The organism is Paraburkholderia xenovorans, assembly GCF_046030735.1.
Taxonomy (GTDB): Bacteria; Pseudomonadota; Gammaproteobacteria; order Burkholderiales; family Burkholderiaceae; genus Paraburkholderia; species Paraburkholderia xenovorans_A.
Map to the genome: position 1 here is coordinate 330,359 of NZ_JAQQBV010000002.1, position 20,742 is coordinate 351,100.

Genomic DNA, 20,742 nt, shown 5'->3' on the forward strand with positions numbered 1-20,742 from the left:
GGCGCGAACCGATCGATTCTGGAAGCGTGGCATCAAACCACGTAAGCGCCCTTCGCATGCAGCGATTGCTCGGCGATGGCAAGCTGCTCGACGGCCCCCGCGCCCTCCAGCGCAAGCAGATGCGCGACGAGCGATTCGGCGAGCGCCGTCGCGGCCACCAGCGAAGGAAAGAACGACGGACTTTCGTGCGAGAAAATCAGGACTTTGTCGGCATTCAGCGCGATCGGCGACACCGCGCTATCGGTGATGGCAATCAGCTTGCTGCCTTTTTCCAATGCAGCTTCGGCCACGCGCGCCGCTTCGACCGAATACGGCGCGAAGCTGATCACGATAGTCGCGCTGTCGCGCGCGATGCCGCGCAATTGCATCTCGAGCGTGCCGGCCTCGCCATTGAGCAGCGACACCGACGAGCGGAACAACTGGTATCCATACACGAGCCCGAAAGCCACCGCGTAGCACGAGCGGAAACCGGCCACCTGCACATGCGGCGCGCGCCTCAACAGCCGCGCGGCTTCCACGATGACGCGACCGTTATGCGCGGAGGTGACGTCGAGATTGTGTTGCTGCGCGATCAACAGATCGCGCGCCAGTGCATCCTTCGATTTGACCAGCGAGCGCGCGCGGCTTGCGAGCGGTTCGGGCCGCGTGCGCACCCGCGCGACGAACAGATTGCGCAATTCGTTCCAGCCGGGAAAGCCGAGTTGCTGCGACAACCGCACCAGCGAAGCAGGTTGCACCTGCGCCCGCTCGGCGACCTTGCGCATCGACGAGACCGCGACTTCGTCGGGATGATCGAGCAGGAAGCCCGCTCCCGTCTGGAACTGCGGACTCAGTTCGGAGAAGCGCGCGCGGATCAGCGCGGCAAGCTGGTCGAAACTGTCTGGCATGCGATGTACCGGGCGAACGGTCGAGTAGGATGACAACAAATGTTACCACCCGGTGCAGCGCAGCCAACAGCCATTCGAACGCGCGGCTAGAGCAGCGCGACGACCCGCACGTCGCCCTGTTCCGCCGACGCCACCACCTTTTCGCCGATGCGCCGGAACGTGATCGACACCGACGAATCGCCGACTTTCAGATCGCCGACTTCGAGCCAGTCGATGCCTTCGGGCAGCATCGGCTGTTCGATCAGCACCTCGCGACGGCCTGCGTCGATCGTGATGCCGAGACACGCTTCGAGCATCATGAACGGCGAGCCGGCCGCCCACGCCTGCGGCAGGCACGCCACCGGATAAGCGGTGGGCGGCTCGCCACGGCGCCGTGGGAAGCCGCAGAACAGTTCCGGCAGACGCATGTCGAAATTGACCGCCGCCTGGAACAGCGCCTGCAGCAAACGCACGGCGGCCGCCTTGCCGCCGTAACGCGACAGGCCGCGCGCGCAGATCGCGTTATCGTGCGGCCAGACCGAGCCGTTGTGATACGCCATCGGGTTGAAGCGCGCCTGGCTTGCAGCCAGCGTGCGCACGCCCCAGCCGGTGTGAAACAGCGTGGAGTCGAGCGCGTGCACCACTGCTTCGCCGCGTTCGCGCGAAGGCAAGCCGAACGCCAGCAGATGCCCCGCATTCGACGCCATCACGCGGCACAGTTCGCCGTGACCGTCGAGCGCGATGCCGTAAAAGCCGGCCTCTTCCATCCAGTACTTTTCTTCGACGCATTGGCGGATCTTCTTCGCGCGTTCGCTGTATTGCTCCGCCGGCTCATGCAGACCGCGCAGTTTCGCGAAATGCGCCATCGTGTCGAATGCGGCGCTCGCGTAGGCCTGCACTTCGACCAGTGCGATCGGGCCGTCGGGGAAACGGCCGTCGGCGTGGAACACCGAATCGTGGCTGTCTTTCCAACCCTGATTCGCGAGACCGCCGTCCGACTCGCGCTGATAATCGAGCAGGCCATAACGGTTCTTGTCGCAGACGCCCGCCACCCACTGCGCTGCGCGCTCGAGCGCCGGCCACAATTCGTCGATCAATGCGAGGTCGTTGGTGCGCGCCACGTAGGCGCCGGCCAGCACGATGAACAGCGGCGTAGTGTCGACGCCGCCGTAGTACAGCGCGAACGGCACTTCGCCGGTGGCCGCCATTTCTCCCTTGCGCATTTCGTGCATGATCTTGCCGGGCGCGGCGTCGCGGAACGGCGAGTTCTCGCGTGCCTGATGCTCGGCGAGAAAGCGCAGCACGCCGGCGGCCAACTCCGGCTGAAGCCACAGCGTTTGCAGCGACGTGATCACCGCATCGCGGCCGAACGGCGTCGAGAACCACGGGATGCCCGCATACGGATACGGGCCCGTGGCGAGATCCGTGGTCAGCAAACCGAGGTCCGCGAGCGAACGGTCGATCCATGCATTGAAGAGCGGATTGCTCGTGCGCACCCGCGCGGTGGCGCGGCGCCGTTCGCGCATTACGAGGTGTGCGTCGACGAGCGCTGCACGCACCGCCGCGCGGCCCACGCGTGGGCGCTCCGCATCGATCTGCGACAGATGCGCTTCGCTCAGCGCATGCGTGGGCTGCGAAACCTGCGGCACGCCCGCGTCCGGTTTGCCCGACTGCGCGACGACCTGCACGGCCACCGACAGATAGATCGACACGCACGCTTGCGCCGGCAACTTCACCGTGTAGTCGGCGCGATCGGCGAACAGCTTGTCAGGTTCCGGTGCGAACGCGATCTGCACATTGCGCGCCACGTTGTCGAGACCGATGTAGCCGAGCAGCACCTCACGGTTCTCGACACGCGCCGGTTCGACGCGGCCCTGTTTGTCTCGCTTCAGGCCGCGCACTTCGAACATGTCGCGGAAGTCGCTCGCGAACGAGATGGATAGCGGCACGACCGCGTCGCTGGTGCCGTAGTTTGTAAGCTCGATGGCCTCATTGAGCACCGTGCCCGACAGCACGCGCACGCGTTCGACGTGGATCACGCCTTCTGGCGTGCTGTCGCCGCCGAGCGGCGGCAACGGACGATTGGTCAGATGGGCGGTGAACGACGTGTTGTCACTGCTGACGCTGCCCGAAAGCAGCGAAGGCGCGCGGCCGCCGAAAGTCAGGCGCAGCGTGGAAAGAACACGAGTGTCGTTGACGAACAGGCCGTCGTCATGGCCCGTGATATCGCCAAGCGGATCGTTGACGATGAAGGTGTCGCCGGACTTCAGCACATGCTGCGCGGCGCTTGCGACGTTGAGGTTTTCCGTCGGAATGAATACGCCGTCCGGCTCGGGCTCGCGGTGATCGATTCCGCCGGACAGGCCGCCGAGGGTTTCTGGCTGCTGCATCAGGTCGCTCCTATGGGGTTCGCTTCGCTTTCATTTTCACTTCGGATGCTGCATGCGGCTGGCACACGTGGGTGGCAGGTCGCTTCCGATTGTAGAGGGTATGTGGGCGTCAGACGAACTTAACACACAGGAGTTTCCTGTTTGTGCGGGCACAGTAAGTGCAGATATCGCGCACCTGTCATGACGATTTCATTGTCCTGTCAGACAAGACGCTGCGTCGTCGATTCAGCGAGTTCCGCCGCTTCGCACCCGACGGTATAGTGACTCTGCCTCCCCCGGGGCTGAGCGATTCAAGCAATACCGGTCCGATCGCTCATTTTGATCGCCGTGCCTCGATACGAGGACGGCGACTTTTTTTGCATCCAGCCCCCTCCATGTCAGGCTGGTTGTGGCCTCACTTGAACCGGCGTCAAAAAGTTTTTGGGGCCTGCGCGCAATCCCTCAGGCGTGGGTCAGCCGTTCGAGCATGTACCCGTAACGGGTCACCGTGCTGAGGATGTAGCCGTTGCGGGGCCGCAGGTTGAGCTTGGAGCGGATAACCGACGCGTGGCTATCGATCGTTCGCGATTTCATTTCCGCCTCCTGATGCCAGACCACCTGCCGTATATAAGGCGTAGCGAGCGGCTTGGACAGGTTTCTGAACAACAGCAATGCAAATTCATACTGCTTCGCGGTCAGGGCCACTCGCTGGCCGCGCACCCAGACCTTTCGTTCACCGTGGCAAAAGCGGTATTCACCGTAACACTCTTCCGTCACCACTCTTGCGATGCCTGGGACACGCCCCAGCATCGCGTCGACGCGCGCAATCAGCCTTTCTGGAGAAACCGGCACGATAATGTGATCCGCTCTGCCGGGGCGCGATATAGCGGCCATCTCGCATGCAAGGTCGCGATAGGCAAGAACCAGAACCGGCAGCTCGGCAGAAAAGAGCGCCCGGATCCGCACAAAGATACTGGCCAGGTTCTGATCGGCGATGAACCGCCCCAAGATGAGTAGATCAAAAGACATGCGAGCACCAGCAGCATAGAGGTCGCACTCACTCTCGAAAACGTAGCATTCGTCGTGTTGACGCTCAAGATGGCAGGTCAGAAAGTCCGCTTCGGATTTGAACGCGGTGAGGATGGCGATTTTCATCGGTTAAATCCGTCTGGAGGGCAACATATCTTGGCTGTAAAAACCGGCGATATTCTTCTTCATGATCTGCAATACTTAATAAGAAAATTATTTTTTTTAACTTTAAATATCATTAGCTCGCAATGCCCTCCGTCATCCAGAAACTGTTCGCAGATCACCGGTTGCTTACTGCTCCCCGGAAGCGAACCGGGTACCGCACCGATCGATCCCGATGAAACGCTGCCACCGTCACAGGCTGCGATCGTCATCAACATAGCGATGTAAAACAGCATCGCAGAGCTTCTGATCTGCCCGGTCCGGATATGTGTTCCTGTTCGTGCCACCTGACACACCTAGAATTAAATATTCATTAATCGATAGCATCGCTAACTATCAATAATAGTGGTGTAATTGTCAGTGAAGAGTCAGAATCAGGTTCTCTGGCTAATAGAATCTTTCATGACCTTCGTAAAATCACAGAAGCTAGGATAGCGTTGTGAACGCCCGAGGATAACTAGCAAGGTTAGCAATACTGCGTCCTTTTACACAGGACAACCGGATGTATCTTTCAGCACCAATGCGCGCTATTGATAGCTGAGAGTGAACGTAGCCATACCCTTGACCGTGCCGGGTGTCACCGTGCCCGTCGAGATGTATTGCACCGTCATCGGAATGTTCATCGCACGGTCTACCGTGGCGCCGACCAGCCATTGGTTGACGTTGCCAGCGACCGCCGAATCCGGCCCATAGCTGACCACGGTGCCGTCGCTACGCTGCATCTGCAACTGCACGCCCTTCGCGGTCGAATCCGTCGACAGCGACAGATTGCTGCCCGTGTTAGCGGGATTCGTGGCATCGCTCAATGTCATGTAAAGCTGCGAGCCCGATGTGCAGTTGGACAGTGCAATGTTGAAACGCGTTTTGCCGGCTGTGCTGCCGAGAGATGGGAAAGCACTGGGACTAACGGAGGGTAGATTGACGGACGACGTAGGAGTGACGGTGCATGTGGGGGCGGCGATGGTTGCGCCGTTGATGGCAATGTACTGGGGGATCCAGCCCGCAGGACTTTTACTGTATACAGCTACTGCCATAAAATTGGAAATGCTTACGTTAGCGCCTGCTTTTATTGGGCCGGTTTTAACAAGATCGATCTTGATCTTGGCGGTTGTAGCTGCTTGCAAAGTGCCTCTCAGGGTCACCGCACCATCAAGACCAGCAGACAACAGTTCGCTAGACAATACTGGAGCCTGGCCTGGCAAATTAGCGGTCACACTAATGCCCACACCGGGCGTCCCCGAGCCAATATATTGCGACGAGTTCGAATCGGCGGAAACCCAACTGCTAAACGCCGCCTGGAAGTTACCTGAGGAGTATCCGGCTGGATTACATGTAAATGTGGCTGTGATGGTCTTAGTCGCGATAATCGAACCCGGAGCCGCGTCGCGATTTACATTTACATTACCGAATCTCACCACGGTATCGCTCGGCGTTACCGTGCATTGCGCGCCAGAATCATCTGCATGTGCAGCCGTACTCACGAGGAGCGCGACCCATACCAGTCCCCACCATACCAACGCCTGTTCCCAGGACATCCACAGCGAGCGCATCCCGCTTCTGCTCGTCACACGCTTCTCACATCCACTCGTTGCGCTCATCTTGATCACCAGTTGCCAGATTTACTCTGTTCAGACGCCATGCGCGTGTTTGCCGCCACATGAGTCATCGTTGAATTCTGTGCGGCATTGCCAGCATCCGCATGCTCGCTCGCACCGCTACCCGCCACCGCTGGCGCACCCGCATTGCGCGCACCACACACCGCATCGATATGTGCAAAAGCACCGCGATCCTCGCCCTTCGGAGGCAACCGATAATCGAACGAACATTGCTGATCGGCCGCGTCGCCCCACTTGACCGACAACGAACCCGCGTCCGCGACGCCCGTCACGAAGATCCGGCTGTTCTGGCCAATCGCACCCACGCTGCGATTCTTTTCGTCATATACCTCGGCCCCGAACGGCAACGACGCACCGTTAGGCAGATGAGTCGAGATCACAGCAGCCCGCCCGGTCGTGGTGGGGAAGCGGATCAGGACCACTGAATTAGCGCGCGGCACGACCTGCTCACTCGTCGAATTGAATTCAACATCAACAGGAATTCCCTTCGGATCGATATCGATCGTATTGAGCTGATAAGGCGACAGGTACGGCACCACCGCATAGCCGTGGCTATCGATTCGCACTCCGGTCGCGTTCGTCACACGCGCACCTTCCGCGCCCTTCGCTTCGACCACGCCGATCGTATCGCCGACGTTATTAGCGAACGTCACGCCGCCCGGGTGAGCCACCACCGCACCGCTCAACCCGCCCGAAATCTGCGAGTAGCCGCTACCGTCGCTTGCGCTCGCGGAGACCGTCGTATACGCACCGCGATACTGCGCGTTCACGCCGCCAGAATTGGAACCCGGCGCATGGTTTGCCGTCACTCCGTAGGAGAAATCGTTGTCGTCGCCAACGGTACCGTTGACCATCGCCTGCTCCGACGACCCGCTAGTGCTGTTACGAGTAACGCTGGTCATCAGGTTCGGCGCATGAATGCCGTGACCAAGCGGGATCGTCACGCTCGCGTAGATCTGGTTGCTGAAGCGGCCCGACAAGCCATCGCGCTGGCGCGACAGCGAAAGACTGTATGACAGACTGTTATTGAAAATGCGCGTCGAGTTGTTGTAGCCGACCTGGAATGTCGAGGTGGTGCCCGACCGATTCCAGTAGTCGAGCATCGATCCCACCGCGTAGACGCTTCCCCATTTCGACCCGAACGTCTGGTTGACGGTCAGTTGCGCCTGATTGCGTTGACGATCGAGCAAACTGGCGTCCCTACCCGACGACACCGCGCTGCGCGCCAGCAGCGCATCGCGCATCGACCAGAAGCCGCTCGACGAATAGCGGTAAGCGGCAATCGAAAAATTCGTATTGGTGGCGCTCACCAGTTTGCTGTAGCTCAGGCGCACGCTCTGGCCGGTCGTGTTCGGTACGCCGTCGATCTGCGCGCGCGCCTCGGTGATGTCGAGCGCCACCGCGCCGTATGGCGTGTTCACCGCCATACCGAGAAGACCGGCGAGATAACCTTGCGCGGCGAGTACACCCGCATAACCCGTGAGCAGATTGTTAAAGCCGCGCTGGACCGTGCCCTGGAAAAAATTTTCGTGCACGGTGATCTGCGGGTCGCGAACCGCGCCCGCGGCAAGGTTGAAACGCGTGACGCCAGGCCTCAGCAACTGCGCGACCGATGCATACGGTACCGAGAAGCTGTGCTGACTACCGTCGGCCTCGGTCACCGTCACGAGCAGATTGCCGCCGTAACCGGTTGCGTACAGATCGTTGATTTCGAACGGCCCGGGCGCGACTGTCGTCTCGTACAGCTTGTTGCCGTTCTGCGTGACACTCACGCGTGCATTGCTGTTCGCCACGCCGCGAATCAACGGTGCATAGCCGCGCTGCGAATCGGGCAGCATGCGGTCGTCGGAACCCAGTTGCACGCCGCGCATGCCGATGCTGTCGAACATCGTGCCGTCGGTGAACGACTCGCCCACCGTCAATTCGCTGCGAAGCGACGGTATGTCGTGTTGCAAGTAAGTGGCGATGTTCTGATAGGTTTGCGGACCTCGAGTCTGCCACGTAAAGGCCGAATTCTGCCGCACATGCCAGTTGCCGAAATTGATGCCGATGTCGAGCCCGAGATACGTTTGCGTGCTGGGCGCACCGCCCCCCATCGAGCGAAACGAATTCAGGTTATAGCCGAGCGTCGCCGAAGGCACGCCCGCGTCCCACAGTTCAGGGCTGACGTAGCCTTGCGGATTGTGCAGCAACGCGGCTTGAGGGAGGCTCACGTCGAGGCGGAGTTCCGACATATCGAAGGTTTGCGACGCATCGTCCGCTAGCGCGGACAGGTTCGCGCAACTGCCCGCCTCTACCTTCGCGAGCTCGGCACGGCCTGGTTCCGGAAGCACCGCGAAGTTCAGACCCAACCGTTCGATCAGGGTCTTGTCCATGCAAGCGGTCGCGCTTTCCCCTTCCGTTTTCGCGACGAAGCGGACCCGCGTATGAGCGATCCAGGTACCGTTCTTGTAGAGGTCGACCGTGTAGTCGCCAGCCGGCACAGGGTTGCTGCGCTCGAAACGCGATACGTCCACCTTCTGATCCTTCGGTTTCGCGAGAAACTGATCGTTAAACTGGACGTCGGCGAGCGTAAGCGAATCCGCCCATGTAATACCTGGCGCAAATGCCCCGATCAGCATCGCCACTATCAGGGTGAGGCATCCGGGCGCGCGCGCGCGCCTCGCACGCGACGTGCGATATTTTTTGCTACTCATGATTTCCCCAACAGAGCGGCGATTCGCTGTTGCTATCGGTGCGAAACGCTGCCTCTCTTTTTGGATAGCGGTCGATACGTCGTGGTTATTGCCACCTCACCGCTGGATTCAGGGTTTCGCCGCCTGGCGATAGTTGCCCGGACGTTCAGCGCCATAGTCGTCGATGAACGTGTAGTCGACCCGCAAATCGGCGCCGGCCGGCGGCGGCGTTTTGCCCAGGTCGAAGTGTTCAGTTGTTTGCGGCGCTACCATGCCGGCGAGATCGGACGCCAGCACCTTATCGCCGGCCTGCGCCGAGATCTTGCCGAACGTCACGTAGTAAGGCGTCGGATTCACCGCCTCCAGCACGTAACCGCCGCCTTCCTTCTGCACGACCTTCCAGTTCACTTTTTCAACCGCATCGGCTGCGTTTCCCGTCAGCCCTGCAGGACGGAAGAACACCTTGATTCGGGACCGGATCGCCAGTTGCAACAGATTGGCGCCACTCGCTGCCCCCGCCGTATCCGCACGCGGCGGAATGTCGAGCACGTTGAGCCAGAACAGCGATTCTTTGTCCTTGGGGAGCGACTCCTGCGTGTAAATCAGACGCAAGCTCTGCGATTTTTTCGGGTCGAGGCGAAACAGCGGCGGCGTCAGCGTGAACGGCACTTTCGATTCGTCGGGCAATGAGTGCATATTGCCGTTGTCCAGCCAGGATTGAACCAGCGCCGGCGCCGTGCCTTCGTTGCTCAATTTGACCGTGACTTCACGCTCTTTTTCCAGGAACACGACGCGAGTCCCACCTAACACGACGCCGGCTTGCGCTACCCCGAGGAGCGACGAAAACGCGAGCGCAGCGATCGCCGTTTTTAACTTCTTGTTCATTTTGGTATCCATACTAACTGGAATAATTTCAACCATCGAATTCAATGACAGTGTTCGTGCCGTGCGCGAACACTGTCACAGCAAACGTTTATTGATAAACGATGGTGTAGTTCACGCTTGTCGAAATAGAGCCCGCACCCGGCGTACCACCATTTGCGACATACCCTGCCAGGAACCTGGCCGTACCGGAGTAATTGGTGAACGCACCGCTAGTCGCGGGAGATCCTGTCAGCGTCACCGATTTGACGCCCTGAGAACCACTAATATAACTCAGGTTAATGAAGGTTTTATCGGCGTTATATAAGCCGATTTCCACATTCGTAGCCGTGCCGCTGCTGTTTGTCAGCATCCCGGTATTTGAATCAATGGTGGCACCAGGCTCAAAAAATGCGACAGCGCCGGTGCGAGTCGAGCCACTGCAGTTACTCATAGCAATAGTGAATGGCGTTAGCCCAACGGGTGTCGTCGTAGTTGTTCCCTTCACCGAACTGGCACTAACTGTCGGCAGCACGATCGTCTGATTAGAGGCCCCCGTGGTGACAGTACAAGTCGTATCAGTAACTGTTCCGGTGAAATTGAACACCCCGTCATACGCATTCGACACACCCGGTACCAGTGCCGCAAAACCGGCCGCAACACCCATAGCGACCACCAACACCCCTGCCCGCGTTTTATTCAAATTCATAACCAATCCGATAAAGGTTAATTATATTTAACAGCATCTTCAAATACGGTTAAATAAGGTCTGTAAAATTATGGCGCGCCAGCGCATTTATTTATCTACTGCATACCTGGAAAAATAGCCAAAGTAGAGCGGCCAGATACGGACACGTCTTTGTCGAGATACGCTGATAGAGCCAGAGCCGACAGAAATGCCGACCCTTCGATAATGCCATGCATTTCAGGTTTTGAGTGTCCTGCCGGGAAGGACACTGCCATGCGGTTTTTGGTTATTCCAACAGCCGTTGTTTATCGATATGCTTGTGACGCTTGTTGGACGGACGACTCTCTCCCGACTTCGCTCTGGTCGTCCGCTTGATCGCTGTTCGCCCTGACGGGAACAGCGTTTTTTATTTCAGACGACGATACTCGTTCGAGTTCAATTCGCTATTAAATAAATACAGAAACAAATAGTCGGCACCGGACACGAAGCTTGGCGGAAAATTAAACCGCGAGTTTTTTCAGAAAAAACGAGACAAAGGAATATAAGTTTGCACCAGACGATGATCACATTGCGTGACAGGTGCATCACAGATTGAATCTTTGCGGGCAAGCAAATGCGCGGGCCAAGGTGCTGACAAACGTCAGACCAGACACCGCGCGATAACACACTTAAAAAAAATCCAGCTTTACCGCTTATCGATCGCCTTCGCTTCCCGCTGCGTAGCACCGACAAACAACTGACGCGGCCGGCCGATCTTCTGCTCCGGATCGGCGATCATTTCGTTCCACTGCGCGATCCAACCGACCGTACGCGCCATCGAGAAGATGCACGTGAACATCGACGTCGGGATACCTAGCGCGCGCTGCACGATGCCCGAATAGAAATCGACGTTCGGGTACAGCTTGCGCGACACGAAGTAGTCGTCTTCCAGCGCGATCTTTTCCAGTGCCATCGCGAGCTTGAACAGCGGGTCGTCGTGCAGACCGAGTTCTTCCAGTACTTCGTGGCAGGTTTCACGCATCAGCTTTGCGCGCGGATCGTAATTCTTGTAGACGCGGTGACCGAAGCCCATCAGCTTCACGCCGGAGTTCTTGTCCTTCACCTTCGCGATGAACTCGGGGATGTTGTCGACCGAGCCGATCTCCTCCAGCATGTTCAGCGCGGCCTCGTTCGCGCCGCCGTGAGCCGGTCCCCACAGACACGCAATACCCGCCGCGATACACGCAAACGGATTCGCGCCCGACGAACCGGCGAGACGCACGGTCGACGTCGACGCATTCTGCTCATGGTCCGCATGCAGAATCAGGATGCGATCCAATGCGCGCACCAGCACGTCGTTGACCTCGTACTCTTCGGCCGGATTGGCGAACATCATGCGCATGAAGTTCGCGCTATACGACAGGTCGTTCTTCGGATAAACGAACGGTTGACCGACCGTGTACTTGTACGCCATTGCGACAAGCGTGGGCAGCTTCGCGATCATGCGAATTGCGGAGACGTCGCGGTGCTGCGGATTGTTGATGTCGAGCGAGTCGTGATAGAACGCCGACAGCGCACCCACTGCGGCGACCAGAATCGCCATCGGGTGTGCGTCGCGACGGAAACCGCGAAAGAAGAAATGCATCTGTTCGTGAACCATCGTATGTTGCGTGACGGTGTTCACGAATTCTTCTTTCTGCTGCGCGTTCGGCAATTCACCCTTCAGCAGCAGATAGCAGGTTTCGAGGAAATCGGCATTCTGCGCAAGGTCGTCGATCGGATAACCGCGATACAGCAGTTCGCCTTTGTCGCCATCGATATAGGTGATTTCGGAATTGCAGGCCGCCGTCGACATGAAGCCAGGGTCGTACGTGAACTTGCCGGTCTGGCCGTATAGCTTACGAATGTCTATCACGTCCGGCCCAAGCGTGCCCTGATAGATCGGCAAATCGATTGTCTGGTCGCTGTCGGAAAAACTCAGCGTTGCGTGTGTCTTCGAATTCATCTGGCTATTCCTTTTACTTTCACATCGCACACGTGCCGGCATGCTCGATCGTCGCGTGGCATGCTCAGGCTCCGCTTCGCATTCTACGGTTGTAAAGAGGTTTGATTGCGACGGTTGACGACAACAATCCATCTCTGTACGCGCAATACTCAGCGCTTGAAATATCCGCAAATATCGTTGTGAATAAAAGAACGAGCATCTACATCCCGTTGCGAGAATGAAAGTAAGCACGCTTACTGCAACAATGTTTTGCTTCGGCCGAACAGCAGAAGCGCGCGGGCTCTGCGATAGTGGCTGCGTGTTTTGCTTCCCCTGCAAGCACATCGCTGTCTTTGGCCCGCCACTCTATGGCGGGCCTTTTTACTCAGCTAAAAGAACAGGAAGAACCCGATGAATGCCTCGCTCGAAACACTGTTTCCGGACCACATCCACACTGAAGACAACATCGTCACTGCACTGAATCATCAGGACATCGTCGTCGCGTTGTCGGCCGCGCTGAAAACGCAGAACGTCGCGGTGCTTCACATGCTGTATCCGCGCACCGACGCGCGCACGCACCGCAGTCTCGACGCGCTGGTGAACGTATTGCACGGGCACGGCCTGCATGAAGTGGCGGAGTTGATCGCGCAGGAAGCGCACTACCTGCTGTTCAAAGATCCGGTGAAGGCATGGAAAGCGTTCCACGAAATTCGCAACGACTCGCTCGCGATCGGCGTGCATCTGTATTACCACGGGCTTGTCGGCGAAGCTGCGGAACTCGCGCTCGATAAAGACGCGCATCGCAAGGCTTAACAACAGGACGCCGCGTCAGTTCATTCGTAGGCCGATTCGTCGAGCAGGCCGGCGGCAGCCGCCGCGCCTGCACCGCGCACCGCGCAGGTCAACGGTTCGTCGGCCACCCGCACGTAGAGTCCGAGTTCGTTGGTCAACCGGCGGCTGAGATGGCCGAGCAACGCGCCGCCGCCTGTCAGCACCACACCATTGTGAGCGATGTCGGTCACCAGTTCCGCCGGCGCCGTTTCAAGCGCGCGCTTGACCGCGCCGATCACCTGGCGCAACGGACCGTCGATCGCATCGGCAATATCGTGATTGCTCAATTGAACCGTGCGCGGCAGGCCGTCGTCGACGCTGCGGCCGGTGGCGTTCATATGTTCCATCGGCACGTCGCGCACCGCAGAACCAATGCTTTTCTTCACGTGCTCAGCGGTTTGCTCACCGAGCAGCACACCGTACAGATTGCGCACATAGGTGACGATCGCCATGTCGAAGCTGTCGCCGCCCACGCGGATCGATCCGCTATAAGCGGTGCCGCCGAGCGAAATCACACCGACCTCGGTCGTGCCGCCGCCGATATCGACCACCATCGAGCCAGTCGCCTCCGCCACCGGCAAACCCGCGCCGACCGCCGATGCAAGCGATTCGCCAATCAGACTCACCTTCCACGCGCCGGCCGCCACCGCCGCTTCCTTGATCGCCCGGCGTTCGACCTGGGTCGCGCCGGCCGGCACACACAACGTGAACGCCGCGCGGCGGCTGAACAACGGCCGCGGACGCGCGATGTCGACGAATTGCCGGATCATCTGTTCGGCTGCGGAGAAATTGGCGATCACGCCGTGACGCATCGGCCGGATCGCTTCGAGGTTTTGCGGCGCGCGGCCGAGCAACTGGCGGGCTTCGGTGCCCACTGCGGCCACGCGTTTTTGTCCTGCGGATGGTTCTTTCTGGAAGCACACGACCGACGGCTCGTTCAGCACGATGCCACCGTGGTCGGTGTAAATGAGCGTATTGGCCGTGCCGAGATCCACCGTCACGGATTGACGGAAGAGTCGATCGAAAAGCGGGTAGTACGGCGTCGGTCTGGCCATAAGAAGGCTCTAATGTTTCGTTATCTGCCCTCTCCGGACAGTCTGGAAATGCGCCCCCGGTCACCCGAGCCGCTTGGCACGCCTGATCGGCGTTGCGCAGTCCGCGCGGCGGAGGTGATTTTCATGCTAATGCCCCGTTAACGGCAAGCAGATCAGAATCTTTAGGGGCACTTTTCATTCTGGACGTGTCACTCGCGCGACAACGCACCCAGCGCGTGCTCCAACGCCTCCTGACCGAGCGCCACACCGTCTGCATTAATCGTATGACCAATGCCGGGCAATGCGTATGCGTCGACGGTATAGCGCGCGTCGGTGAACGCCTGTGCGGCGTATTCCAGTTCCTGCACGGGAATCACCGAGTCGTCTTCGCCATGCACGAGCGTGAGCGGCGTGCCGTTCTGCGCGACGATCACCGACGCGAGCCGCCCCGAATATGCAATCACGCCCGCGGCGCCTTCGGTGCTGGTCGCCACGTGATGCATCGCCATAATCGAGCCTTGTGAGAAACCCACCAATGAAAGGCGACCGAAAGCCAATCGATGATGCGCCAGTTCGGCGTCGAGCACGCGCCGCAGCGCCGGATAGGCTGCGGCGACCCGCGTCTCGCGATTGCCTTCGTTGATGTCGCGCAGGCTGAACCATTGGCGGCCGCTGAAGCCGCCGTCGAATTCATCGGTGCCGTCGAGCGACGTGAACGCGACGTCGGGCAGGCTTTCGCTCCAGATATCCGCGAGCGGCATCAGATCGCGCGCGTTGCTGCCCACGCCATGCATCAGCACGACGAGACCTTTCGCCGGCGTGGTGAGCGATGCGCGGCGCCAGCCATGTTCGAATTGTTCCCAGCTCATATCCGTTTCCTTCTCTTCGTGCGGTTCGGGTTCCGCGGTTAGGTTTTATGTGTCGGCAAGCGTGGCAACGGGTTGCCGCAGCGGGTGACCCACAGCGTCCCATGTTAGCTGTCCGCGAGGATACGCTGACCGAATTGTTTGCGCCGCTGGGCCTGCATGCCCCGACGACGCCCCAACCCGAATACAGGTATGCTTTCGCGAGCATTCGACGTCCGCCCGGAGACCCTAGTTTGAGCCAACCTGCCGCCACGCCCGCCGCCACGCCGCCCGCACCGCCGCCTCCGCTGAAAGGCGGGCAGCTGGTGCTCGCGACCATCGCCGTCGCGCTCGCCACCTTCATGAACGTGCTCGACACGTCGATCGCGAACGTCGCCATCCCGACCATCTCCGGCAACCTCGGCGTTTCCGTCGACGAAGGCACGTGGGTCATCACCGTGTTCGCCGCGGCCAACGCCGTGTCGATTCCGCTCACCGGCTGGCTCACGCAGCGCATCGGGCAGGTCAAGCTGTTCGTGGGCGCGATCCTGATGTTCGTGCTCGCTTCGTGGTTGTGCGGTATCGCGCCCACGCTGCCGATCCTGCTGGTCGCGCGGATCTTCCAGGGCGCGGTGGCCGGTCCGCTGATTCCGCTGTCGCAAGCCATTCTGCTGGGCTCGTATCCGAAGGAGAAATCGTCCACCGCGCTCGCGCTATGGGCGATGACGGCGACCGTCGGCCCGATCGCGGGGCCGGCGCTCGGCGGCTGGATCACCGATAGCTATAGCTGGTCGTGGATTTTCTACATCAACATTCCGGTCGGCATTTTCGCGGCCGGCGTCACGTGGATGATCTATCGCACCCGCGAATCGCCCACCCGCAAACCGCCGATCGACGTGGTCGGCCTCGGTCTGCTGATCACGTGGGTTGCGTCGTTGCAGATCATGCTCGACAAGGGCAAGGATCTCGACTGGTTCTCGTCGCCGGTGATCGTGATTCTCGGCATCACCGCATTGATCAGCTTTGCGTTCTTCCTCGTGTGGGAGTTGACCGAAGATAATCCGATCGTCGATTTGCGTCTGTTCAAACAGCGCAATTTTCTCGGCGGCACGATTGCGATTTCGGTCGCGTATGGCGTGTTCTTCGGCAACCTGGTGTTGCTGCCGCAATGGATGCAGGAGTATCTGAACTACCGCTCGGTGGATGCCGGCCTCGTCACCGCGCCGCTCGGCGTGTTCGCCGTGTTGCTCGCGCCGGTGATGGGCCGCGTGCTGCCGCGCTCCGACGCGCGCGTGATCGCCACGCTGGCGTTTATCGGCTTTGCGATCGTGTTCTATATGCGCTCGAAGTACGTGATCGAAATCGACACGTGGCATCTCGTGATCCCGACGCTGCTGCAAGGCATTCCGATGGCGATGTTCTTCGTGCCGCTCACCGCGATCATCCTGTCGGGCCAGCCGCCGAACAAGATTCCAGCGGCAGCGGGTCTGTCGAATTTCGCGCGGGTGTTTTGCGGCGCGGTGGGCACCTCGATCGCCGGCAACGAGTGGAATAACCGGACCGTGTTGCATCACGAGCGGCTGACCGAACGCGCGAGCGTCGACAACCCGTTGTTCAATCAGCAGATCGATTCGACCCAATCGCTACTGCATCTGAATACGCAATCCGCGCATGCGCTGTTCGACTTCACTGTGAACACCCAGGCCGCGATGATGGGGCTGAACGACATCTTTTATGTGTCGGCGATCATTTTCATTCTGATCATTCCGCTGATCTGGATCACCAAGCCGGCGAAAGGCGGCGGCGGCCCGGGCGCGGCGGGCGCGCATTGATGCCAGACCGACGTTCGATGAACTACGCAGCCATCCTCGAGCAGATTCATCGCGATCTGCGGCCGTATCTGGGTACCGGCAAGGTCGCCGATTACATCCCGGAGCTGGCGAAAGTACCCGCCGACAGCTTCGGCATGGCGATCGTCACGGCCTCGGGCGAGGTGTTTCGAACCGGCGAGGCCGACACGCGTTTTTCCATCCAGAGTATCTCCAAGCTGTTCGCCTGCACGATGGCGTTCCGACTGCTCGGCGACGCTCTGTGGCAACGCGTCGGGCGCGAGCCGTCCGGCAACGCGTTCAATTCGCTGGTGCAACTCGAAGCCGAGCATGGCAAGCCGCGCAATCCGTTCATCAACGCGGGAGCGCTGGTCGTCACCGACGTGCTGTGCCGCCGCTTCGTGCAAGCCGAAACGGCATTGGTCGAATTCATGCGACGGCTCACTGGCGAGAACAGCATCGACTACGATTCGCGCGTCGCGCAATCGGAGTTACAGCACGCCCATCGCAACCGCGCGATGGCGCATTTCATGGCGAGCTTCGGCAACATGGAAATGCCGCCGGAAGTCGTGGTCGACGCGTATTGCCGGCAATGCGCGATTTCGATGAGTTGCGTGGAACTGGCTAAGGCAGCACTGTTTTTGACCAATCATGGCGTGGTACCTGCCAGCGGCGAACGGATTCTCGATACCAGTTCGGCCAAGCGACTCTCCGCGCTGATGCTCACGTGCGGCACCTATGATGCCGCCGGCGATTTCGTCTATCGGGTCGGCCTGCCCGCGAAAAGTGGCGTGGGTGGCGGGATCGTCGCGGTGCTACCCGGAGAAATGGCCGTGTGCGTGTGGTCGCCTGGGTTGGATAGCAATGGGAATTCGCTGGCGGGGGTTTTGGCGCTCGAGTGGTTGACTACGTATACGGAGCAGTCGATTTTCTGATCTGCGCAGTTGATCAGAAACGATCTTTGAGGGCACCCGGGTGTGAACGCAGCACCTTCCTGAAGAAACGATGAGCCGCGGCGCTTTGCCCGTTCCCCCCAGACCTTCAATGTAACTCTAGACGGGATGGCAACCCGCTTAGCCCCTACTCGGCTATCCTTCCCTAGCCAATGTCCGCAGAAGCCTTGGCCCATATTTCATTCAGAAAATCTCGCGGCCCGACAAACAATCCCGTTGTTCTGCATAGCGAAATTTCCAGCTGTGTGGTTAAAAACAGATCGCCTACAAGCTGCAATTTCCCCGACTGCAATTCCATCCCGATCATCGATTCGGGAAGCCACGCGACACCTCCGCCCAACAGAACTTCCGCCTTCAACGCTTCGACTAGAGCTGTTTCGAAGTGAAGTACAACGTCTGTATGCGCTTCAAGTCGTGCATGCAATGTACTGGTGACTCGCCCAAGGAACGATGTTCTCGTATAGGCGAGCAACGGAAGCTCAATACGTTTTTCGCCGAACAGTTCGAAAATCGGATATCCACCCTCGCCGCATGCCGATACAGGGACAAGACGATCGGCACCGATTCGTGCGCATGATATTCCATTCGCTTCGAATCCGACCGGAACCGCTGCATGTCGATAGCAAATCAAAAAATGGCAAGCACCGGAAAGAAGCATTTCAACGCATTCGTCGAAGTCGGCCGCGATAAGGACCGCATTGACTCCACGAGGAGGGCGCTGCGTACGCCACCAGTTCGCGAAGAACGAGCCGGCGAGTGAGTGTGGCAGTGCAAAACGGATCGTCTTACCCGCCCGTTCATGGGCCGCTCGCGCTTCGCGCCGACTCCGATACAGATCTGCGACAACCGCCTCCGCGAGAGGCAGGAACCCGACACCTGCCTGGGTCAGCGCGACCGGATAGGTACTTCGATCCACCAGAGGTACGCCGTACCAGTTTTCCAACGCCTTGACGCGCCGACTGATCGCAGGTTGCGTTGCGTGCCGCGCCTGTGCAGCGTGAGAAAAGTTGCGCAACTTCGCTACTGACACAAAGTCTTCAAGCCATTTAAGTTCCATGCGATCTCCCCATAGATAGCACAAGGATAGGCCCCACGTGGCCATTCCATATTTGCATAGTTTTATCAAAAACCAGAATTGGCGTTCAATTTTGTCAAAAATTACTCTTAGTCCAACGATGTCTATTGGACGCTTTGACAGAGATGAGCAAAAACCCTAGGTCTGAAGAAATGGTAATCGGGGTCCTTGGCGGCATGGGTCCTCAGGCAGGCATCGACTTCCTTTCGAAGCTTGTGGCTGCCACGCCATTTACCTGCGAACAGGACCATCTGCATGTGCTTCTCGATTCGAACCCCAAAGTCCCTGATCGCAATCGCGCGATCGCCGCAGCTTATAGCCGTCCTCTGCGCGCAGATGAGAACCCTGGGAACGCGCTTGCAGCAATGGCCCAAAGGCTCGAGGTGGCAGGTGCCGATTTGCTCGTCATGGCCTGCAATACTGCGCATGCCTTTCAGGCAGATATTCGAGCAGCGACCCGAGTGCCCTTCGTAAGCATCGTCGATGAAGCTTGTGACGCCGTAGTACGCGAAACGCCCGGCGTCAAACGAGTGGGCATCCTTGCAACGCAAGGATGTATTAGTGCCGAACTGTACCAGCAAGCGCTATTGCATCGAAGATGCGAGCCATTACTCCTGCCACCGCAAAGACAGGAGCGTTGTATGCAATTGATTTATCAGATCAAGCTCGGAGGCATTTCAAATGAATTGACTGGCGAGATGATCGAACTTGCTCGGGCATTAACCATCGCTGGAGCTGACGCGATAATCGCGGGCTGCACAGAAATACCACTGATTCTGCACCCCGGAATGCTTCCCTGCACGCTCATTGATGCTACTGCGAATCTTGCAAGGCAATGCGTCCGCTACGCTCGCCGCCTTGCCCCACTTCCGTTGTCCTGCTTTTCCAACCAGTAAAGGTATTTCATGCATCTTTCAAAATTTCCACGGATCCGGCTCGGCCATTTCGATACCCCTTTGGAGGCAATGCCCCGACTGAGCAAGCTGCTTGGTGGGCCGAATCTCTTCATCAAGCGCGACGACTGCACCGGGTTGGCGAGCGGAGGAAACAAGACACGCAAGCTCGAATTTCTTATTGCTGATGCACTGGAAAAAGGCGCCGATACGGTCATCACGCAAGGGGCAACTCAATCTAATCACGCACGACAGACCGCAGCAGCGGCTGCGCGTCTGGGGATGCGCTGCATCCTCTTACTCGAAGATCGTACTGGCTCCCGAGATCCCAGCTATCTGCACTCGGGTAACGTATTCCTCGAACGCCTCATGGGCGCGCCGACCCGGATCTACGCTGGCGGGACCGACATGAACGACGCGATGCGTGTGGTCGCGGAGGAGGTGCGTGCAGGTGGTGGGAAGCCGTACATCATCCCTGGCGGCGGGTCCAACGCCATCGGCGCCTTGGGTTACGTCAACTGCGCTCTCGAGATCCTCACGCAGGCAAATCAACAAAGCCTGGTTGTGCACCACGTTGTTCATGCGACCGGAAGCGCAGGCACCCAGGCAGGCCTTGTGACTGGCTTCGAGGGTAGCCGTAGTGGTATCGATGTTCTAGGCATCGGCGTGCGTGCGCCACGTGAAGCTCAGGAACAGAGTGTCTTCAAGCTCGCGTGTGAGACTGCCGAGTACCTCGATATGCAGGGGGCGGTCGCCCGAGAGCGCGTGGTTGCCAACTGTGACTACGTGGGTGACGGGTACGGCATACCGAGTGCCGGTATGGTGGAGGCGGTCACCATGCTGGCCCGTACCGAAGGCATTCTTCTAGACCCGGTTTATTCGGGTAAGGGGATGGCCGGTCTGATCGATCTGATCCGGAAAGGTCACTTCAAGCCCGACGAAAACGTCGTGTTCGTGCATACAGGTGGTAGCGCGGCATTGTTCGGCTACATGAGTGCTTTCCACGCACAGCTACCTGACGAAATCGATACGCGCAATATTCGCTAAAAGATC

16 protein-coding genes are annotated in these 20,742 nt (G+C 59.1%); 5 read left to right on the forward strand and 11 right to left on the reverse strand.

Annotation, left to right across the window (positions count from 1 at the left end):
- Positions 1 to 32: 32 nt before the first annotated feature.
- The 8 genes from PQQ51_RS03150 to gltA form a co-directional block, all read right to left on the reverse strand.
- The gene (locus tag PQQ51_RS03150; RefSeq protein WP_408494750.1) at positions 33 to 887 is read right to left on the reverse strand and encodes a MurR/RpiR family transcriptional regulator; all 855 of its coding nucleotides are present in this window, start codon (positions 885 to 887) and stop codon (positions 33 to 35) included.
- An 86-nt stretch (positions 888 to 973) separates the two neighbouring features.
- Complete coding sequence (locus PQQ51_RS03155; protein ID WP_408494751.1) at positions 974 to 3,256, reverse strand: amylo-alpha-1,6-glucosidase; 2,283 nt, start codon at positions 3,254 to 3,256, stop codon at positions 974 to 976.
- Between the two features lie 441 nt (positions 3,257 to 3,697).
- Positions 3,698 to 4,390 carry a response regulator transcription factor gene (locus PQQ51_RS03160; RefSeq protein WP_408494752.1) on the reverse strand — a complete coding sequence of 231 codons (693 nt, stop codon included), beginning with the start codon at positions 4,388 to 4,390 and terminating at the stop codon, positions 3,698 to 3,700.
- A gap of 563 nt (positions 4,391 to 4,953) precedes the next feature.
- Positions 4,954 to 5,976, reverse strand: a complete 1,023-nt coding sequence (locus PQQ51_RS03165) for a fimbrial protein (protein WP_408494753.1) — start codon at positions 5,974 to 5,976, stop codon at positions 4,954 to 4,956.
- 53 nt (positions 5,977 to 6,029) lie between these two features.
- The gene (locus tag PQQ51_RS03170) at positions 6,030 to 8,738 is read right to left on the reverse strand and encodes a fimbria/pilus outer membrane usher protein (RefSeq protein WP_408494754.1); all 2,709 of its coding nucleotides are present in this window, start codon (positions 8,736 to 8,738) and stop codon (positions 6,030 to 6,032) included.
- Positions 8,739 to 8,846: 108 nt separating this feature from the next.
- Positions 8,847 to 9,602 (reverse strand): fimbrial biogenesis chaperone, encoded by a 756-nt coding sequence (locus PQQ51_RS03175; RefSeq protein WP_408494755.1) that lies wholly within the window; start codon positions 9,600 to 9,602, stop codon positions 8,847 to 8,849.
- A gap of 88 nt (positions 9,603 to 9,690) precedes the next feature.
- A complete protein-coding gene (locus PQQ51_RS03180; protein WP_408494756.1) occupies positions 9,691 to 10,287 on the reverse strand; it encodes a fimbrial protein in 597 nt (198 codons plus the stop codon).
- Between the two features lie 664 nt (positions 10,288 to 10,951).
- Positions 10,952 to 12,250, reverse strand: coding sequence for a citrate synthase (gltA, locus tag PQQ51_RS03185; RefSeq protein WP_408494757.1), 1,299 nt, complete (start codon positions 12,248 to 12,250; stop codon positions 10,952 to 10,954).
- A gap of 390 nt (positions 12,251 to 12,640) precedes the next feature.
- Between gltA and PQQ51_RS03190 the strand changes: the two genes are divergently transcribed.
- Positions 12,641 to 13,042 (forward strand): hypothetical protein, encoded by a 402-nt coding sequence (locus PQQ51_RS03190; RefSeq protein ID WP_408494758.1) that lies wholly within the window; start codon positions 12,641 to 12,643, stop codon positions 13,040 to 13,042.
- Between the two features lie 20 nt (positions 13,043 to 13,062).
- Here PQQ51_RS03190 and PQQ51_RS03195 read toward each other — a convergent pair whose 3' ends face one another.
- Together PQQ51_RS03195 and PQQ51_RS03200 are read right to left on the reverse strand one after the other, a co-directional pair.
- Positions 13,063 to 14,115, reverse strand: coding sequence for a rod shape-determining protein (locus PQQ51_RS03195; protein WP_408494760.1), 1,053 nt, complete (start codon positions 14,113 to 14,115; stop codon positions 13,063 to 13,065).
- A 188-nt stretch (positions 14,116 to 14,303) separates the two neighbouring features.
- Positions 14,304 to 14,963 (reverse strand): alpha/beta hydrolase, encoded by a 660-nt coding sequence (locus PQQ51_RS03200; protein ID WP_408494761.1) that lies wholly within the window; start codon positions 14,961 to 14,963, stop codon positions 14,304 to 14,306.
- 230 nt (positions 14,964 to 15,193) lie between these two features.
- Between PQQ51_RS03200 and PQQ51_RS03205 the strand changes: the two genes are divergently transcribed.
- Both PQQ51_RS03205 and PQQ51_RS03210 read left to right on the forward strand, forming a co-directional pair.
- A complete protein-coding gene (locus tag PQQ51_RS03205) occupies positions 15,194 to 16,771 on the forward strand; it encodes a DHA2 family efflux MFS transporter permease subunit (RefSeq protein WP_408494762.1) in 1,578 nt (525 codons plus the stop codon).
- Between the two features lie 17 nt (positions 16,772 to 16,788).
- Positions 16,789 to 17,703: a glutaminase gene (locus PQQ51_RS03210; protein ID WP_408494763.1), complete on the forward strand. Its 915-nt coding sequence runs from the start codon at positions 16,789 to 16,791 to the stop codon at positions 17,701 to 17,703.
- A 163-nt stretch (positions 17,704 to 17,866) separates the two neighbouring features.
- Here PQQ51_RS03210 and PQQ51_RS03215 read toward each other — a convergent pair whose 3' ends face one another.
- The gene (locus PQQ51_RS03215; protein WP_408494764.1) at positions 17,867 to 18,778 is read right to left on the reverse strand and encodes a LysR family transcriptional regulator; all 912 of its coding nucleotides are present in this window, start codon (positions 18,776 to 18,778) and stop codon (positions 17,867 to 17,869) included.
- A gap of 143 nt (positions 18,779 to 18,921) precedes the next feature.
- Here PQQ51_RS03215 and cuyB point away from each other — a divergent pair, with 143 nt between their 5' ends.
- Positions 18,922 to 19,692 (forward strand): cysteate racemase, encoded by a 771-nt coding sequence (gene cuyB / locus PQQ51_RS03220; protein ID WP_408494765.1) that lies wholly within the window; start codon positions 18,922 to 18,924, stop codon positions 19,690 to 19,692.
- A gap of 9 nt (positions 19,693 to 19,701) precedes the next feature.
- A complete protein-coding gene (gene cuyA, locus PQQ51_RS03225) occupies positions 19,702 to 20,736 on the forward strand; it encodes a D-cysteate sulfo-lyase (protein WP_408494766.1) in 1,035 nt (344 codons plus the stop codon).
- Positions 20,737 to 20,742: the final 6 nt, after the last annotated feature.

Coding starts and splice junctions, on each gene's coding strand:
- PQQ51_RS03180 (WP_408494756.1), bottom strand. CDS start 10,287: ATGAATTTGAATAAAACGCGGGCAGGGGTGTTGGTGGTCGCTATGGGT.
- PQQ51_RS03175 (WP_408494755.1), bottom strand. CDS start 9,602: ATGAACAAGAAGTTAAAAACGGCGATCGCTGCGCTCGCGTTTTCGTCG.
- PQQ51_RS03215 (WP_408494764.1), bottom strand. CDS start 18,778: ATGGAACTTAAATGGCTTGAAGACTTTGTGTCAGTAGCGAAGTTGCGC.
- gltA (WP_408494757.1), bottom strand. CDS start 12,250: ATGAATTCGAAGACACACGCAACGCTGAGTTTTTCCGACAGCGACCAG.
- PQQ51_RS03170 (WP_408494754.1), bottom strand. CDS start 8,738: ATGAGTAGCAAAAAATATCGCACGTCGCGTGCGAGGCGCGCGCGCGCG.
- PQQ51_RS03155 (WP_408494751.1), bottom strand. CDS start 3,256: ATGCAGCAGCCAGAAACCCTCGGCGGCCTGTCCGGCGGAATCGATCAC.
- cuyA (WP_408494766.1), top strand. CDS start 19,702: ATGCATCTTTCAAAATTTCCACGGATCCGGCTCGGCCATTTCGATACC.
- PQQ51_RS03165 (WP_408494753.1), bottom strand. CDS start 5,976: ATGCGCTCGCTGTGGATGTCCTGGGAACAGGCGTTGGTATGGTGGGGA.
- PQQ51_RS03210 (WP_408494763.1), top strand. CDS start 16,789: ATGAACTACGCAGCCATCCTCGAGCAGATTCATCGCGATCTGCGGCCG.
- PQQ51_RS03195 (WP_408494760.1), bottom strand. CDS start 14,115: ATGGCCAGACCGACGCCGTACTACCCGCTTTTCGATCGACTCTTCCGT.
- cuyB (WP_408494765.1), top strand. CDS start 18,922: ATGAGCAAAAACCCTAGGTCTGAAGAAATGGTAATCGGGGTCCTTGGC.
- PQQ51_RS03200 (WP_408494761.1), bottom strand. CDS start 14,963: ATGAGCTGGGAACAATTCGAACATGGCTGGCGCCGCGCATCGCTCACC.
- PQQ51_RS03190 (WP_408494758.1), top strand. CDS start 12,641: ATGAATGCCTCGCTCGAAACACTGTTTCCGGACCACATCCACACTGAA.
- PQQ51_RS03160 (WP_408494752.1), bottom strand. CDS start 4,390: ATGAAAATCGCCATCCTCACCGCGTTCAAATCCGAAGCGGACTTTCTG.
- PQQ51_RS03150 (WP_408494750.1), bottom strand. CDS start 887: ATGCCAGACAGTTTCGACCAGCTTGCCGCGCTGATCCGCGCGCGCTTC.